Origin of the sequence: Lysobacter gummosus (assembly GCF_001442805.1) — a bacterium.
In the GTDB taxonomy this organism is placed as follows: Bacteria; Pseudomonadota; Gammaproteobacteria; order Xanthomonadales; family Xanthomonadaceae; genus Lysobacter; species Lysobacter gummosus.
The window spans coordinates 1122353-1139983 of record NZ_CP011131.1 but is presented as its reverse complement, the minus strand read 5'-3'; the positions used below and the strand labels follow the sequence as shown (position 1 = coordinate 1139983).

General features: G+C 68.1%; 13 protein-coding genes and 1 riboswitch. Of the genes, 3 read left to right on the top strand and 10 right to left on the bottom strand.

What is annotated here, in order from left to right; translation table 11 throughout:
• Positions 1-145 precede the first annotated feature (145 nt).
• Complete coding sequence (gene cysK, locus LG3211_RS04620) at positions 146-1102, top strand: cysteine synthase A (protein ID WP_057941799.1); 957 nt, start codon at positions 146-148, stop codon at positions 1100-1102.
• A 173-nt stretch (positions 1103-1275) separates the two neighbouring features.
• On the opposite strand, the gene LG3211_RS04615 is transcribed toward cysK, so the two are convergent.
• The 4 genes from LG3211_RS04615 to pyk form a co-directional block, all read right to left on the bottom strand.
• Entirely contained in the window at positions 1276-1938 is a 663-nt protein-coding gene (locus LG3211_RS04615; RefSeq protein ID WP_057941798.1) for a hypothetical protein, read from the bottom strand.
• 75 nt (positions 1939-2013) lie between these two features.
• Positions 2014-2643, bottom strand: a complete 630-nt coding sequence (locus LG3211_RS04610; protein ID WP_057941797.1) for a LysE family translocator — start codon at positions 2641-2643, stop codon at positions 2014-2016.
• A 159-nt stretch (positions 2644-2802) separates the two neighbouring features.
• Complete coding sequence (locus tag LG3211_RS04605) at positions 2803-3813, bottom strand: class I fructose-bisphosphate aldolase (RefSeq protein ID WP_057941796.1); 1011 nt, start codon at positions 3811-3813, stop codon at positions 2803-2805.
• Between the two features lie 277 nt (positions 3814-4090).
• Positions 4091-5557, bottom strand: a complete 1467-nt coding sequence (gene pyk, locus LG3211_RS04600) for a pyruvate kinase (protein ID WP_057941795.1) — start codon at positions 5555-5557, stop codon at positions 4091-4093.
• A 119-nt stretch (positions 5558-5676) separates the two neighbouring features.
• On the opposite strand from pyk, the gene LG3211_RS04595 reads away from it, so the two are divergent.
• Entirely contained in the window at positions 5677-6288 is a 612-nt protein-coding gene (locus LG3211_RS04595) for a GNAT family N-acetyltransferase (protein ID WP_083512309.1), read from the top strand.
• A 111-nt stretch (positions 6289-6399) separates the two neighbouring features.
• Here LG3211_RS04595 and LG3211_RS04590 read toward each other — a convergent pair whose 3' ends face one another.
• The 6 genes from LG3211_RS04590 to LG3211_RS04565 all read right to left on the bottom strand — a co-directional run bounded on the left by LG3211_RS04590 (position 6400) and on the right by LG3211_RS04565 (position 14363).
• A complete protein-coding gene (locus tag LG3211_RS04590) occupies positions 6400-6618 on the bottom strand; it encodes a DUF6289 family protein (RefSeq protein ID WP_148648743.1) in 219 nt (72 codons plus the stop codon).
• Positions 6619-6818: 200 nt separating this feature from the next.
• Positions 6819-7043, bottom strand: a complete 225-nt coding sequence (locus LG3211_RS04585; protein WP_057941792.1) for a DUF6289 family protein — start codon at positions 7041-7043, stop codon at positions 6819-6821.
• A gap of 444 nt (positions 7044-7487) precedes the next feature.
• Positions 7488-8153: an HAD hydrolase-like protein gene (locus LG3211_RS04580; protein ID WP_057945272.1), complete on the bottom strand. Its 666-nt coding sequence runs from the start codon at positions 8151-8153 to the stop codon at positions 7488-7490.
• A 5-nt stretch (positions 8154-8158) separates the two neighbouring features.
• Entirely contained in the window at positions 8159-9334 is a 1176-nt protein-coding gene (locus LG3211_RS04575; protein ID WP_057941791.1) for a phosphoglycerate kinase, read from the bottom strand.
• Between the two features lie 899 nt (positions 9335-10233).
• Positions 10234-11607 carry a DUF3999 domain-containing protein gene (locus tag LG3211_RS04570; protein WP_057941790.1) on the bottom strand — a complete coding sequence of 458 codons (1374 nt, stop codon included), beginning with the start codon at positions 11605-11607 and terminating at the stop codon, positions 10234-10236.
• Entirely contained in the window at positions 11604-14363 is a 2760-nt protein-coding gene (locus LG3211_RS04565; protein ID WP_057941789.1) for a DUF2339 domain-containing protein, read from the bottom strand. Before LG3211_RS04565 ends, LG3211_RS04570 begins: the two co-directional genes overlap by 4 nt.
• Positions 14364-14486: 123 nt before the next feature.
• Positions 14487-14779: riboswitch (cobalamin riboswitch) on the top strand.
• Positions 14780-15198: 419 nt separating this feature from the next.
• Between LG3211_RS04565 and LG3211_RS04560 the strand changes: the two genes are divergently transcribed.
• Positions 15199-17562, top strand: coding sequence for a ribonucleoside-diphosphate reductase subunit alpha (locus LG3211_RS04560; protein ID WP_222837624.1), 2364 nt, complete (start codon positions 15199-15201; stop codon positions 17560-17562).
• The last annotated feature ends 69 nt before the right edge of the window (positions 17563-17631 follow it).

Sequence of the window (17631 nt, the reverse complement as noted above, 5' to 3'; positions counted from 1 at the left end):
CCGGCCCGCCGGGGTCGTGGATGCGCGCCGTCGATGCCGCCGCGACACTGTGCGCCTGCGCATGTTGCAACGCGGTAACCGTCGCGACGCGGCCCGCGCGCGGCGCGGGGTTCATACTCGGCGCTTCCCCCAAGGAGCCCGTCCCATGATCCACGACAGCATCCTCGACACCATCGGCCGCACCCCGATCGTGCGCCTGCACCGCCTGGCGCCGGAGCACGTAAGCCTGTACGCCAAGGTCGAATCCTTCAATCCCGGCGGCTCGGTCAAGGACCGTCTGGCGCTGGCGATCATCCTCGACGCCGAACAGCGCGGCCAGCTCAAGCCCGGCGATACCGTGATCGAAGCGACCTCGGGCAACACCGGCGTGGCGCTGGCGATGGTCTGCGCGGCGCGCGGCTACAAGTTCGTGGCGACGATGAGCGAAACCTTCTCGGTCGAGCGGCGCAAGCTGATGCGCGCCTACGGCGCCAAGGTGATCCTGACCCCGGCCGCCGAGCGCGGCAGCGGCATGGTGCGCAAGGCGGCGGAACTGGCGCAGAAACACGGCTGGTTCCTGGCCCGGCAGTTCGAGAACCCGGCCAATCCGGCCTATCACCGCAGCACCACCGCGGCCGAGATCCTGCAGGACTTCGCCGGCCGTCGGCTCGATCATTTCGTCAGCGGCTGGGGCACCGGCGGCACCCTCACCGGCGTCGGCGAGGTGCTGCGCGTGGCCCGGCCCGAGGTGCGCGTGACCGCGTGCGAACCGGCCGGCGCTTCGCTGCTGGCCGGCGCGCAATGGCAGCCGCACAAGATCCAGGGCTGGACCCCGGACTTCGTCCCGGCCGTGCTCAACCGCGACGCCGCCCACGCGATCGTGCCGGTGGACGACGTGCTGGCCCGCGACACCGCGCGCCGCCTGGCTGCGGAGGAAGGCGTGTTCGTCGGCATTTCCGCCGGCGCGACCGTGGCCGCGGCGCTGGAAGTCGCGCGCGGCGCCGAGTCCGGCGCGGTGATCCTGGCGATGCTGCCCGACACCGGCGAGCGCTACCTCAGCACCTTCCTGTTCGAAGGCGTGAACGAAGGCAGCGACGAAGAGTGGTTGGCGTCGTTGGGCTGACGGCGGCAGCGGCGATCGGCTCCGGCGCTTTCTCGGTCGCTATACCGGCTTGAAGCGCCCGCAGCGGGAGTGTCGTCGTGGTTGTGTTGTCGCGGTCGCAGTTCGCTGCGGCCGCGATCAACCCGGCCGCTGGATAAAAGTCGCGAACGAGTTTCGCGACCGCCGCACCCCGATCAGCTCGCGACGAAATACCCGATCAAAACCAGCACGATGGCGATCAACGCCGCGGCGAGCAACATCCCGCCGTTGTTGTCGCCCGGGCTGACCGTGCGCCCGCTGTCGCCGATCACGCCGCGCTTTTTCCGCGCGGCTTCGTAATCGGCGATCCGGTTCACCGAATCGGTGGCGGAGTGGCCGAAGTTGGCCTGCAGCAATTGCGCCGCGCGCGTGCGTTCGCCCTTGAGGATCAGCATCAGCACCTCGGCCGGCAGTTGCAGCGTGAGCGAGTCGGCCGGCGCGGCGACACCGCCCAGCGCGGCCTCGCCTTTCTTGGCGTAAGCCTCGACCAGATCCTTCGCCTGGCGCAGATCCAGGCCATAGGCCTCGCGCACGATCTTGATCGCAACGATGGTCTGGCCGCGCTCAATCGCCTCGCGCGCGGCCTCGGGGAAGCCGGCTTTCGGCGCGCGACTGGTCGAAGCGTTTGCCGCGACCGCGGACGCCGCCAGCGCTCCGATCGCCAGGCGCCGTTCGTACTCCTCGACCGCGTCCTTCGCCTGGCGCAGGCCGATGCCCGGATTGCTGTCCAGCACCAGCTTGATCGCCTGGATCTTGTCCCCGGATTTCAGCAGCGTCGCCGCCTGCGGCGGCACGAAGGGCGCTTTGTTGTCCGACATCGCCGTACTCCCTGGCCATCAATCCATCCAGCCTAACGGGCCGCGAGCCGATCCGTCACGCCCGCGCCCGTCGCCTCAGCGCGAAGACCAGGCCAGTTTCACCCCGAATCCCAGCATCAGGCTGCCGACGATGCCGTCGAGCGTGCGCGCCACGCGCGCGCTGCGCATCGATGCGGCCATGCGCGCCGCGCCGAAGGCCAGCAGGCTCAGCCACACCGTGCCCATGAGGTAGTGCAGGCCGATCATCAGCACCGACTGCACCGCCATGTCGTCGCCCGGGGCGAGGAACTGCGGCAGGAACGCCAGATAGAAGATCGCGATCTTCGGATTGAGCGCATTGGTCAGCACGCCCTGCGCATAACCGCGCCACAGCGACGCGTTGGCCGGCGCGGCGCCGTCGATGTCGGCATCGGCGCGCGGACGCAAGGCCGAGCGCAGCGCCTTGGCGCCGAGGTAGATCAGATACACCGCGCCGAGCATCTTCACCGTCCAGAACGCGCGCTCGGAATACATCAGCAGCCGCGCCACGCCGAAGGCGAACAGCGACACGTGGAACAGGCCGCCGGTGAGGATGCCGGCGACCGTCGCCAGCCCGCGCCGCACGCCGCCGCTGAGCGCGTTGCCGATCACCAGAAACGTATCCGGTCCCGGCGCCACGGTCACCATCAGCGCCGCGATGGAAAAGGCCAGCCATTGGGTTTCCATGAAGTCTCCGTGCCTTGTGTTGGATGGAGCGGGGGCGACGCCGGCGGTCGCGGCGCGATCACCGATTCTGCGCAACCGGCGCCCGCGCCGGAAGTGCCGCGCCCTAACGAAAAACGCCGGCGCGAGGCCGGCGTTTTTCGCAGCGATCCAGGCGGTGACTTACGCCGCCGACTTCCACTGGCCCAGCGCGGCCAGGCCGTTGGCCTTGGCGCGCTCGTACACGGTCTGCTGGGCGCGGGCGTAGTTGCCGACCAGGTCCTGCGACCACAGCTTCAGCGCCGCCGACTGCATGGCGCGGCCGTAGGAGAACGACAGCGGCCACGGGTTCGGGCCCATCTGGTTCATGGCGTTGAGGTGCGCGGTCGCGTCCTCGTCGGACTGGCCGCCGGACAGGAACACGATGCCCGGCAGGGTCGCCGGCACGGTGGACTTCAGGCACTGCAGGGTCGCCGCGGCGACGTCATCGACGCTGGCCTGCTCGTGGGCGAGCGTGCCCGGCACCACCATCGAGGCCTTGAGGATCGTGCCTTCGAGCAGCACGCTGTTTTCGTACAGCGCGCCGAACAGCGAGCGCAGGGTGACTTCGGTGACTTCGAAGCAGGTGTCGAGGTCGTGGCTACCGTCCATGATCACTTCCGGCTCGACCATCGGCACCAGGCCCTGTTCCTGACACAGCGCGGCGTAACGGGCCAGCGCGTGGTTGTTGGCTTCGATGCAGGTGCCCGAGGGGATGTCGTCGCCGATGTTGATGACCGCGCGCCACTTGGCGAAACGGGCGCCGAGCTTGTAGTACTCCTCCAGGCGCGCGCGCAGGCCGTCGAGGCCTTCGGTGACCACTTCGCCCGGGAAGCCGGCCAGCGGCTGCGGGCCCTTGTCTACCTTGATGCCCGGGATGATGCCGTTGTCGGCCATGTGCTTGGCGAACGGCACGCCGGCCTTGGTGGACTGGCGCAGGGTTTCGTCGTACAGGATCGCGCCGGAGATGTATTCGTTGAGCTTGGGCGTGGTCAGCAGCAGCTCGCGGTAGGCGCGGCGGTTCTCTTCCGTGTTCTCGATACCGACGCCGGCGAAACGCTTGGCGATGGTGGCGGTCGACTCGTCGATCGCGATGATGCCCTTGCCCGGGGCGACCATGGCCAGGGCGGTTTCGGCAAGCTGTTCGATGCTCATGGAGATCCTGCGGCAGCGGTGGGAAGCCCGCGATTATAGCCGCTGACGGTGAACCTTGCCCCTTCGGCCGGCCTGTCGAATCAGGCACTTGCGCACGATTTGACCGACGTTCGCGGGTAACCGTTTACATCCGCCGCGGCTCGCGGGCCGTGCGAGGTTTCTTGCGGAAGGGGCTTCGGCCCCGAGGCTGTTCGATCCGACACTGCGATCTGAAAAGAAAGCCTCGGGGCCGAAGCCCCTCCCACAGGAAACCTCGCGGCCCGGACCCGGCCGGGGTTTACAGCTCGCCCAGGCCCTCGGCGCTGCCGCCCTCGCCCACCTGCAGCAGACGCAGGGTGTTGGTCGCGCCGTGCTGTTCCATGGTGTCGCCGCTGGTGAAGATCACCCGCTCGCCCTGGGCCAGCTTGCCCGAATCGAACAACTGCTTGACCACGTTGCGCGCGGCATCGCGCGAGGCCTGGCCGCGGCTGTCGAAATCGATCGGGTAGACGTCGCGCATCATCGCCATGCGCCGGCGCGCGCCGTCGTGGCGCGAGAACGCGTAGATCGGCGCGTTGGAGCGGAAACGCGAGAGAAAGCGCGCGGTGCCGCCTGATTCGGTCATCGCCACGATCGCGCGCACGCCGATGTGCTCGGACAGGAACATCGCCGCCATGGCGATGGCCTGGTCGGCGCGTTCCAGGTTGCGCGGCGCGGCTTCGAAATCGGTGTCGTGGTTGAACTGGCGCTCGGCGCCCAGGCAGATGCGCGCCATCGCCTCGACCGCCTTGATCGGATAGCGGCCGGCGGCCGATTCCTGCGACAGCATGACCGCGTCGGTGCCGTCGATCACCGCGTTGGCGACGTCGAGCACTTCGGCGCGGGTCGGGATCGGGTTGTCGACCATCGACTGCATCATCTGCGTGGCGGTGATCACCACGCGGTTGCGCAGCAATGATTCGCGGATGATCTTCTTCTGCAGGCCGGGCAGCTCGGCATCGCCGATCTCCACGCCCAGGTCGCCGCGCGCGACCATGACCACGTCGCTGGCCTCGACGATCTCGGCGAGGTTCTCGATGGCTTCGGCGCGCTCGATCTTCGACACCAGCGCGGCATCGCTGCCGGCGGCGCGGGCGATCCGGCGCGCTTCGTTCATGTCCTCGGCGTTGCGGCAGAACGACACCGCGATGAAGTCCGCGCCCAGCTCGGCGGCGATCAGGATCAGTTCCTTGTCGCGCTCGGTCAGCGCGCCCAGCGACAGGCCGCCGCCGAGTTTGTTCAGGCCCTTGCGGTCCGACAGCGCGCCGTCGTTGAGCACGGTGGTGATGATGCGCTCGCCGTCGATGGCGCCGACGCGCAGTTGCAGCAGGCCGTCGTCGAGCAGCAGCACGTCGCCGGGGCTGACGTCGCCGGGCAGGCCCAGGTAACTGACGCCGACTTCGCGCAGGTTGCCCGGCGGCGGGTTTTCCGCGGCGATCAGGTCGAAACGGTCGCCGGCCTTGAGCAATACCCGACCCTCGGCGAAGCGTTCGATGCGGATTTTCGGCCCGGGCAGATCGGCGAGGATGCCGACCTCGACCCCAACCCGCAGCGCGGCCTCGCGCACGGCGTTGGCGCGGGCGACCTGCGAAGACGGATCGCCGTGAGAGAAATTGAGGCGGACCACATCGACGCCGGCGGTGAGCAAGGCATCGAGCACGCCCGGCGGATCGGTGGCCGGGCCCAGGGTGGCGAGGATCTTGGTGCGTCGTGGGGTGGTGGACATGGCAGACTCTCTGGACTGTCGGCCAAGCTAGCACAGCTTCGCCACGCTTCGAACCGCGGGCCGGGTTACGGTCGCGCGCACCGCGCACACGCCACAGTACGTAACTGTCCGAGGTGGTCATGACGATGTCGAAACCCGGCGAGGCCATCGCCGCCGCGCTCGCGGCGCTGGAGGATTTCCCGCTGCTGCAGGGCCCGCGCGTGCGTCTGCGCGGGCCGCGCGAAGACGAGCGCGATGCGCAGGCCTTGTTCGCCTTGTTCGGCGACGAGCAGGTCATGCGCTATTGGAGCCGTCCGCCGATGCAGGGCGTGAGCGAGGCGCACGAGTTGATCGCGCAGATCCGCAAGGGTATGGCCGAGCGCAATCTGATCAACTGGGTGATCGCCGACGGCGACGACGCGGTGATCGGCAGCTGCACGCTGTTCCGCTTCGACGCCAACCATCGCCGCGCCGAGCTGGGCTATGCGCTGCATCCGGCGCAGTGGGGCCTGGGCATCGCGCGCGAAGCGGCCACGCTGGCCCTGGACTGGGCCTTCGACACGCTGGGCCTGCATCGCTGCGATGCAGGCATCGACCCGGCCAACGCGTCCTCGCGCGCCCTGCTGCACCGCCTGGGTTTCGTGACCGAGGGTGTGCAGCGGGAAAGTTTCTTCGTCGGCGAGCGGGTGACCGACAGCGAATTGCTCGGGCTGTTGGTCAAGGACTGGCGCGCGGCGCGGTCCAGGCACTGAGGGCGATCGGGGCGCGACGGCGTGCGGCCGTCGCCTCCGCATGCGGCAGCGCGAGCCCGCATACGCACCGGAGCCCGCGAACGAGCCCCGGCGCGGCTTGCGATGATCGGCTCAGTCGCAGATCCAGGTGCGTTTCTGGATGATGTCTGAGGTCTCGCCCCATGACAGGTATTGCCCGCCGCAATTGGCGGTGGCGCCGCCGATGACTTCGCCGGCGGCGTTGAAATACGTGATCGAGTAACCCTGCCACGGCGGAGCGGCCTTGACGCTGACGGTCAGCGCGGCGACGGCGAGCACTGCGGCGAACGACGACATTGCGATAACGCGCATGGCGATCCCTCCTGTCTTGGAAGAACGATGAATGCGGACGGCGCCGAGGCTTCGGCGCGCCGCGGGTTTGCGCCGGCACCGCCGGCATCGAAACGGGCGGCCGGTAAAACGGAAAGCTCCGGAGCGAACGGAGCCTTCCGCCCGTCACGCGCGCGACCTCGTCGTGGCCTCGCGCGAAGACCGGCCGGGCCGGTTTGCGATCAGCTTTCGACCGCGCAGCCCTGGGTGAAATGCTTGTTCGAACCGCTGGTGTCGCCCCAACGGCCGTCGGCGGCGCCGCAGCCGGCGGTCCACTTGCCTATCTGCGCGCCTTCGGCGTTGTAGTAGTACCAGGTGCCCTGCCAGCTGTTGGCACCGGCGCTGAAGGACATGCTGCCCATCAACGCGACCGCGAACACCGCGGCGAATAATCCGATACGACGCATGCTGTTGCTCTCCCGAGTAAGGCGGCGCCCATTCGCCGCTCGGGCACCGTAACCAACTGCAGTCACTTAGGGGCGGGTATTGGAGAGTCGAACTGTCATCACTTTGCGCAAACGTGATTGGTTTCGCTTTTGACGTTTTTGACATGCGTAAACGCGTGCGCAATCGCGGCGTTCGCGACGGCCGGGCCCCAGGATGGCCGCTGCCTGCATGTGCGCGCCGGAGCGATCGCGATCCACGCGGGTATCGTGCAGCGCACCATGATGCGGCGCGTTGCGCGCCCGGTTCATCCGACGCGGCGCGGGCCGGTGGAGTACATCGGCAGCAGCGGCAGGCGGCGCGGCGCCTGCGTGAGGCGTTCTTGCAAGAACGCCATCGAATGAATCGCGCCGCCGCCGCGGCAGATCGCGGTGAATCGCCGGCGCGCAACGCCCCGGCGATCGCGCTCAGGCCGCGAGCAAGCCCGGCAACTGCGTCGGCGCCGCCGCCAGGCGCTGCGCGCCGGCCTCGCGCAGTTCCTGTTCGCTGCCGAAGCCCCACAGCACGCCGATGTTGCCCATGCCGTGCTGCAACGCGCCTTCGATGTCCATGCGCCGGTCGCCGATCATCAGGCACTGCGCCGCCTGCAGGCCGAAACGGCGCAGCGCTTCGGCGATCAGATCGACCTTGTGAGTCAGGCGGCCGTCCATGGTCGAGCCGATCACGTCCTCGAAATATCCGCCGAACGGCAGATGCGCGAGGATCTTGCGCGCGTTGTTCTCGTTCTTGGCCGTGACCACGGCCATGCGATAACCGGCCGCGCGCGCGGCATCGAGCATGTCGCCGACGCCGTCGTAGACCTGGTGCTCGGTCCAGCCTTCGCGGCTGTAGCGTTCCAGATATAGGGCCACCGCCTGCTCGACCCGCTGCTCATCGACCAGCAGCGGCAGGAAGCTGGTACGCAGCGCCGGGCCGATCCACGAGCGCAGCACCTGCTCGCTGGGCACCGGATGCTGCAATTGCTCCAGCGCGTAGGAGATCGAGCGGGTGATGCCGACCGAGGAATCGATCAGGGTGCCGTCGAGATCGAAAAACAGCGTGGGCTTGCCGGCCTGGATCGACGCCTCGGACATCGCGCTCAACCCGCGCGCTGCTTGAGCGCGGTCACCGCTGGCAATTCCTTGCCTTCCAGGAATTCCAGGAACGCGCCGCCGCCGGTGGAGATATAGCTCACGTCCTGTTCGATGCCGTACTTATCGACCGCGGCCAGGGTGTCGCCGCCGCCGGCGATCGAGAACGCCTTGGACGCGGCGATCGCCAGCGCCAGGGTCTGCGTGCCCTTGCCGAAGGCATCGAATTCGAACACGCCGACCGGGCCGTTCCAGACCACGGTGCCGGCGTTCTTGATCAGCTCGGCGTAACGCACGGCCGTGTCCGGGCCGATGTCGAGGATCATGTCGTCGGCGCCGACCGCATCGACGGCCTTGACCGTGGCCGGCGCATCGGCGGCGAAGGCCGGCGCCACCACCACGTCGGTGGGCACCGGGATATCGGCGCCGCGCGCCTTGGCGTCGGCCATGATCTTCTTCGCGGTGTCGATCAGATCGTTTTCGACCAGCGACTTGCCCACGCCGTGGCCCATCGCGGCGATGAAGGTGTTGGCGATGCCGCCGCCGACGATCAGCTGATCGACCTTGCTCACCAGCGACGACAGCAGTTCCAGCTTGGTCGAGACCTTGGAACCGGCGACGATGGCCAGCAGCGGGCGTGCGGGATTGTCGAGGGCCTTGGCCAGCGCATCGAGCTCGGCCATCAGCAGCGGGCCGCCGGCGGCGAGCTTGGCGTGGCGGATGACGCCGTGCGTGGAGGCCTGGGCGCGATGCGCGGTGCCGAAGGCGTCCATGACGAATACATCGCACAAAGCGGCGTATTTCTTCGACAGCGCTTCGTCGTCCTTGCCTTCGCCGACGTTCATGCGGCAATTTTCGAGCAGCACCAGTTGGCCTGGCTGCACTTGCACGCCATCGACCCAATCCTTGATCAGCGGCACTTCGATGCCGAGCAGTTCCGACAGGCGCTGGGCGACCGGCGCCAGCGAATCGGCCTGGCTCCACTGGCCTTCCTTCGGCCGGCCCAGATGCGAGGTGACCATCACCGCCGCGCCCTTTTCCAGCGCCAGCTTCAGGGTCGGCAGCGCGGCGAGGATGCGCAGCTCGGAGGTGATGCGGCCGTCGTCGATGGGGACGTTGAGATCTTCGCGGATCAGCACTCGCTTACCGGCGAGATCGAGATCGGTCATGCGGACGATGGACACGGGGCCTCCTGGGGCAATGCGTAGGGGATGCAGCGGCCGGCGCGGGGCGCGGCTGGGGGTGGCTATTGTCGCGGGGCGGGGGCGCGAAATAAACCTTGGGGGCTGAATGGCGGGGGGCGATGGGGCTGGCGAGGTCTCAATTCCGGATGGCGGCGCATCGGATGCCGGTCTCGTAGCTGCCCCACCCCGCGCCTGCCACTGCCACTGCGGTTGCGGTTGCCGTTGCCGTTGCCGTTGCCGTTGCCGTTGCCGTTGCCGTTGCCGTTGCCGTTGCCGTTGCCGTTGCCGTTGCCGAGATTTTGCTTTGCCCCGGCTTCGCTTTGCTGTGCCCTGCTTCGGCTTCGGCTCTGGCTTAGCTTTTGTTGTTGCCGTTGCCGGGCGCCGCTAGTAACTCGCGAGACCGAAGGACACCCGGAGGGCGGCGCACATGGACGTGCGCCGGGTGCCACCTTGGGCAGGATGCCCAATGTGGCACCTGCCTGCGTCGGCATCGCACTCGTGGCTCTTGATTCGAAACAGTCCAAAGCCTTTTCTTTGGTTACTTTTGACCGAAGGAAATCCCGTGGGACTTTGTGGCTTTGGACAAAGAAAGTAACCCGCCGCTCCATGGCGGAAGCTTTAGGCGTTTGATCTTGCTCCTGCTCCTGCTTGAGGCTTCTTTTGCTCGTCATTCCCGCGAACGCGGGAATCCAGCGACTTCAAGCGTTCTCGCACGAAAGGCACTGGATTCCCGCGTTCGCGGGAATGACGGTAGGTGGTAATGCGCAAGTCTGATTGTTTCGATCATGTCTTTCGGTCTCCCGAGTTACTAGCGGCGCCAGGCCAGAGCTAAAGCAGCGCCGAAGCAGAATCTTGGCAACTGCAACGGCAAAAAAATGCCGCGGCCATCTATCACCGCCTCACGGTGCCGCGGGCTTATTCGACTTCAACAAACTGAAAGCAAACCCCGCCACGATCAACGCGCCCCCCACCAGCACCGCCCACAGCATGTACGAGTACCAATCGCGCTCAGGTTCAGCCGGCACCAACGCCGACGCCCCCGCCAGTGCCACCGCCGACCCCAACGTCGCATCGGCCGGTTGCCAGTCGCGTCCGCGCGAGGTGCGCAAGGCTTCGATCAGATGCGCCAACGGCGAATTCCCGCGCGCCGCGCGCGCACTGCCGGCGACCAATGCGTACGGCGGCTCGCCCTGCGCCAGGAACACCACCACCTCGGGCCGATAACCCAAGCGCAACACCGGCTCGCCCGGCACCGCGCCGTTCGCGCGCAAACGCCAGTGGCGATCGCGCACGGTCGAGGCCAGTTGCCGCGCCGCCGAACGGTCGCCCTCGCCCTTGCCGGCGACCTGATACGCCATCCACGGACCAGCCTGCGCATACCAACCCTGCTCTTCGTTGTCGCGGCTCTCAAGGCGCCATTCCAGCGCGTGATTGCCCGGCAACGCCACGTCGGCCTGCTGGATCGGGAAGCGGCCATCGAGGGTGTATTCGAAGGCGATGCTGCCGTCCTTGAGCTCCACCCGCCGGCCCTTGAGCTCGCGCCACTGCATCGGCGCACTCGCCGCGTTGCCGGCCAGTTCCGCGGTCACCGCGTTGATCTGCGCGGCCGATTTCGGGTCCTGCGGCGTCAACCGCAGATAACGCGCCTGTTCGCCGACCGCATCGAACACGATCCGCCGCTGCACCAGCCGCTGGCCGTCGCGCTGCAGATCGACCAGACGGCCGCTGCTGCCCAGGCTGCGCCAGTGATCGAGATCGTCGCTGGCTTCGACCCCGTAGGCCGCATCCAGCGCCGCGCCCGGCGCCCACTCCAGCTCCAGGGCCAGGATCGGCGCGCGCAGGCGGCTGGCGTCGATCAGCAATGACGTCTGCGGCAGCTTGGCGGTGTCGGCGGCGGTGCTGCGCGCTTCGACCCGGCGCAGGCGGCCGTCGGTTTCGACTTCGCTGACCAGTTCCCAACCTTGCGTGGCCGAACCCGACGGCGACGCCGGCAACGGGAACCACGGCAGCATCACGCGCTGCGGCGCGCGCGCGATCGGCTGCTCGGGCGCGAACACCGAGGCCGGCACGACCGCGCCGCTGCGATCGATCACGTCCACGTCGCGCAACTGCGCGCTTTGCGCCTGGCGATACACCGCTTCGTCCAGCACCACGCGATACGCGCCGCCGTCGTCGCGACTGAGTTGCAAGGACCACTGCTGCGCGTAGTCCTGGCGCGGGCCGGCCGTGGCGAGCAAGGGCAGCGCCGCCAACCACATCAGATAACGCTTCATGCCTGAGTCTCCTGCGGATTTCGATCGTTATCGGCGGAGCGGCTCGGTGGCGCCGGCGCGAAGTAACCGACCAGGGTGCACAACAGACCATAGGCGATGAACGAGGCGATGCCGAGCAGATTGCCCAGATGGCCGCGATCGACCACGACCAGCTTGGCCAGCACCACGCCCATCAACACCGCGCCGGCCAGCCACAGCCCGCGCTGGCCGCGGCGCGAGCCGGCGATCCAGCCGGCCACGCCGAGCACGCTCCACACCACGGTCAGGCTGGTCTGCACCAGGCTGGTGGAGAACATCGACGAACCCCATCCGACATGGCCCCAGAAGTGCGCGCTGCGCAGCACTTCGACGGTGATCAACACGAAACCGATCGCGGCCAGAATCGGCACCCGGCGCCGCCTCAGCGCTTCGCCGACCAAGGGCGTGGCGAGCCAGAAGCCGAGCATCAGCAAGGTCGCGGTCTGCATCAGCGACAAGGGATTGAGCAGCGGAATCCACAGCAGCGGATGCGGATTGGCCGGCGTCAGCAGGGTCAATGCCAGCGTCGCCACCAGCACCAGCATGAAACTGGCCATCGCCACGGCGCGCCATTGCTCGAAACGTTGCGCCACCGGCCGGCCGATGATCGAAGCGCGCCACAGGCTCAGCGCCGCCATCGCCAGCACCGGCAACAACAGCACCGTCGCGGTCCAGCCCGAGCCGAACGCGGCGACATCGTTCTGCATCGACAAACGCAACAGCCGGAACAAGGTCACGCCGATCGCCAATGCCCACGCCCACAGCCAGGCCAGATGGCCGAGCGCGAGTTCGGGCCCCGCGCGTTCGCGCAGATTGCTCAGGCTGCGCCAACCCAGTCCCGCGTACAGCGCCCACGCCGCCCAGCCCCACTCGGCGAACGGATAGCGGTGCGCATCGGCCTGCCACAGCGCCAACGGCAGCGCCGCGGCGAAAGCCAGCGCCGCGGTCAGCGACAAGGCCTTCCAGTCGTGGCGACGGAACACTTCCGCCGCCGCCCAGCCGGTCACCGCGACCAGCATCAGCACCGCATCGGCGCTGTTGCGGTCGGCGATGAAATCGGCGATCTCGCTGCCGGTCGCGCCCAGCCACCACGCCAGGCCCCACAGGTAATAGGCCAATGCCGGCGCGCGCGCGGCGTCGCGGCGATAACTCCATGCGCTGGCAAGGCCCGCCACGGCGATCAGTACCGCGCCGGCGAAGTTGGCGTTGAGTATCGGCGTGTAGCCCTCCCAGACCGAATCGCTGGCGCCGACGATGAAGGCGAACGCGGCCGCGATCTGCAGCCCCAGGCCGGTGAGCTGCGGCAGCAACCGCTGCTGGCGCAGGCCCAGCCACGCCAACGCCGCGCCTTCCAGCGCGAACACGCAGGCGGTGGCTTCCGCGGCCAGCGCCAGCGGCACGGCCAGGGTCGCGAAACCGACCGCCAGCAGCGCATACGGCGTGGACAGTTCGACGAAGCGCTGATCGCGGCGCAACCACCACGCCAGCGCCGCGTACAGCGCGCCCAGGCCGAGCGCGCAGAACGCCAGCGGCATGCGATCGCCGTCGAGCAGACCGGCCTGCAGGGTGAAGGCGATCAGCGGCGTGCCGAACACCAGGCAACCGTCGATGAGATCGCGGCGCCCGGCGGCGCGGCGGCGCGCGTACAGCACCGGGATCAACAGATAGAAGGCGAAGAACAACAGCAGGAACGGCTCGGTGGTCGAGAAATGCTCCGGCCGGTACTTCAGCACGCCCCACAAGGTGCCGATGCCCCAGGTGAAAGCGAAGCCGATCAGATTCAGCACCCGCCACGGACGCCACCACGCGATCGCGAAGATGCCAGCGTTGAGCACCGCGTAGTAACCGAACAAGGCGACGTGGTTGCCCGAACCGGTGGACAGCCAGATCGGCGCGAGGAAGCCGGCCAGGATCGCGAACACCGCCAGCGCCAGCGCGTTCTGCTTGACCGACAGCACGCCGGTGCCGGCGACCAGCACCACGCTGATCGCGAACGCCGCGCCGGCCGGGATCAGGCCGTAGAGCTTGAACGCGGCGAACACCACCAGCAGCAGCACGCCGATCGCCCCGCCCTGCAGGCTCAGCGCGAACACGCGCTTGCGCTCGCGCTGCTGCCAGCCGAACACCAGCCCGCCCATCGCCGCGACGGCGATGCCGGCGAGACGGAACTCCATCGGCACGTGCATCCAGCCCTGGTCGCTGGCGTACTTCAGCAACGCGGCGACGCCGGCGAGCAACACCAGCATGCCGACCTTGACCGGCACGTTGCCCTCGGTGAACCAACGCCGGACCCAGCGCGCGCCGAGAGTGAAGATGTCCGGCGGCGACGGCGCACGCGGTGCGCGTGGCGTCGGCGCGACGGGCGCGCGAAGCGGCATGGGCGAGGCCGCCGCGGCGGCCGGTCGCGGCGGCAACGGCGGCGGCACGGACGGCGGCGTGGCCGGGAACGGCGGCGGAGTCTGCGGCGCAGTCGCGGCGGGCGGCGCGGCGCTGGCGATCGGGCGCGCCGGCGTCTGCGGCAGCGCTTCACGATCGATGCGCTCGATGCGCTCGGCCAGGGTTTCGTCCTCGCGGCCGCGCGGTGCCGGCGGAGCGGCTGCGGACGCACGAAGCTGTGCCAGGGTCCGTTCCAGGCCCGACACCCGGGACTTGAGCCCGGAGATCTGGACCAGGGCGACGATGAGCAGCACCGGCACCAACAGCAAAGCCAGTACCAGCAAGACAATCAGTGCTTCCATCACAGTTCCCCGTTCCTTATGGCGGGCACGTTACACCAAGGCGCGGCGTATGGAAGCGTCGCCTTCACTCGCTATATACACGATTCATTCACCACATATCGCGTTGACGAAATCGCATAACCACACTATGTTGTGCCCGTCGGTGCCGATCTTGCGATCGGCTGAAAAGGGAAGTCGGTAGGGACGCGACCGCGAGCACTCGCGGCGGGGTCCGAAGCCGGCGCTGCCCCGCAGCGGTATGGGAAACGAACGGGTCATGGCACTGGGCGGTATGCCTGGGAAGCGACCCCGGTAGGAGGAACGAGAAGCGGGCGAAGAAAAGTGAGAACCGGGTCACCCCGTAGCGCTCACTTCTCTTTGCCCGTTTCTCGCTCCGAGTCCCGAGCCCGAAGACCTGCCGACAGCCGCGCGTCGCACAACCGCGCGGTACCGGCCCACAGGAGTCTTCGGGGGAAGACGGCCGGTGTCGCGGCACGACGGACCTCCGTCGCGCCCGTCCGTTCCGGCGCGCAGCGCCGAGCGGACCGTCCCGGACCTCGCGTCTCGGGCCGCGCGACACCCAGCCGACACACTCCCAAGCTCTGCGCCCGCGGGGGCACGGCCGCGCCACCGATGACACCGCGCGCGCGGTCCGTCGTCGCCGGCGCGTCCGCGTTCTCCGCACCGTGCACCCACGCCCCGGAGTAATGCCATGACCACACTCGCATCCGATCCGTCCCTCGCCCCCGCCACGGACGCCGCCGCCACTTCCAACGCCGCCGCCAAGCCGGCCGCAGCCCGTACCGCGCAAGACGCGCCCGGCTTCGCCCTGACCCCGCCCGCGGCCAACCTGACCATGAGCGTGACCAAGCGCAACGGTCGCCGCGAACCGGTCGATCTGAACAAGATCGTGCGCGCGGTGACCCGCAGCGGCGAGAACCTCTACGCGATCGATCCGATGCGCGTGGCCACCCGCACCATCTCCGGCCTGTACGACGGCGCGACCACGCAGGAACTCGACGAACTGTCGATCCGCACCGCCGCCCTGCTGACCGCGGAAGAACCCGAATACGGCCGCCTCGCCGCGCGCCTGCTCGCCGGCGTGATCGAGAAAGAAGTCGCCGGCATCGAAATCCATGCGTTCTCGCAGTCGATCCAGCGCGGCCATGAGCTGGGCCTGATCAACGAGCGCCTGGTGACCTTCGTCCAGGCCAACGCGCGCAAGCTCAACGACGCGATCGACCGCAGCCTCGACGCCAAGTTCGATTACTTCGGCCTGCGCACCTTGTACGACCGCTACCTGCTGCGCCACCCGACCGCGCGCACCGTCATCGAGACCCCGCAGCAATTCTTCCTGCGCATCGCCTGCGCGCTCAGCGAAGACGTCAGCGACGCGCTGGCGCTGTACCGCCGCATGGCGCAGCTGGACTACATCCCGTCCTCGCCGACCCTGTTCAACGCCGGCACCACGCACGAGCAGCTGTCGAGCTGCTTCCTGCTCGATTCGCCCGACGACTCGCTGGAAGCGATCTACAAGCGCTACATGGACGTGGCCAAGCTCAGCAAGTTCAGCGGCGGCATCGGCCTGAGCTACACACGCATCCGTTCGCGCGGCTCGCTGATCCGTTCCACCAACGGCCTGAGCAACGGCATCGTGCCGTGGCTGAAGACGCTCGACGCGTCGGTCGCGGCGGTCAACCAGGGCGGCAAGCGCAAGGGCGCGGCCTGCGTGTACCTGGAGCCGTGGCACGCCGACGTGGAAGAGTTCCTGGAACTGCGCGACAACACCGGCGACGAAGCGCGCCGCACGCACAACCTCAATCTGGCCAACTGGATTCCGGACGAATTCATGCGCCGTGTCGAGGCCGACGCCGACTGGTCGCTGTTCGATCCGTCCAAGGTGCCGCAGCTGACCGACCTGTGGGGCGAAGCCTTCGACCGCGCCTACCACGCCGCCGAAGCCGCCGGCCTGGCCGCGAAAAAGGTCAAGGCGCGCGACATCTACGGCCGGATGATGCGCACCCTGGCGCAGACCGGCAACGGCTGGATGAACTTCAAGGACAAGTCCAACCGTGCGTCCAACCAGACCCTGCGCGACGGCAACGTCATCCATCTGTCGAACCTGTGCACCGAGATCCTGGAAGTCACCTCGCAGGACGAGACCGCGGTGTGCAACCTGGGCTCGATCAATCTCTCCCATCACGTGGAGCTGTTTGAGGACGGCAAGGGCGCGTTCGATTTCGACAAGCTCGCCGAGACCGTGCGCCTGGCCGTGCGCCAGCTCGACCGCGTGATCGATCTGAACTTCTATCCGATCGAAACCGCCCGCCGCGCCAATCTGAAGTGGCGTCCGGTCGGCCTGGGCTCAATGGGCCTGCAGGATGTGTTCTTCAAGCTGCGCATGCCGTTCGACTCCGAGCCGGCGCGCAAGCTCGCGCAGGAAATCGCCGAGGCCATCTATTTCCACGCGCTGTCGGCGTCGAACGAGCTGGCGATGGAACACGGCAAGCACCCGTCCTTCGACGACACCCGCGCTTCGGTCGGCGAGCTGCAGTTCGAAGCCTGGGGCGTGACCCCGTCGCAGCCCGAGCGCTGGGACGCGCTGCGCAAGCGCATCGCCGAGCACGGCCTGCGCAACTCGCTGCTGATCGCGATCGCGCCGACCGCGACCATCGCCTCCATCGCCGGCTGCTACGAGTGCATCGAGCCGCAGGTGTCGAACCTGTTCAAGCGCGAGACGCTGTCGGGCGACTTCCTGGTAGTCAACAAGTACCTCGTGGAAGAACTCAAGAAGCTCGGCATGTGGACCGCCGAGATGCGCGACCGCATCAAGATGGCCGAAGGTTCGATCCAGTCGGTGACCGAAGTGCCCGAGACGCTGCGCCAGGTCTACCGCACCGCGTGGGAACTGCCGATGCGTTCGCTGATCGACATGGCCGCCGAGCGCGGCGCGTACATCGACCAGAGCCAGTCGCTGAACCTGTTCATCGAAAGCCCGAACATCGGCCAGCTCAGCTCGATGTACATGTACGCGTGGAAGAAGGGCTTGAAGACGACGTATTACCTGCGCTCGCGTCCGGCCACCAAGATCGCCAAGACCACGGTGAGCGCGCCGGCGACCAGCGCGCCGAAGCCTGAGTTGGTGCCGGTGGAGTTCACCGCCAGCGAGGCGATCGCGTGCTCGCTGGAAAATCCCGAGTCCTGCGAAGCCTGCCAGTAACACGCTCTGCTCCCTCTCCCGCTGCGCGGGAGAGGGCCGGGGTGAGGGCAAACGCACCATCTAGCTCGC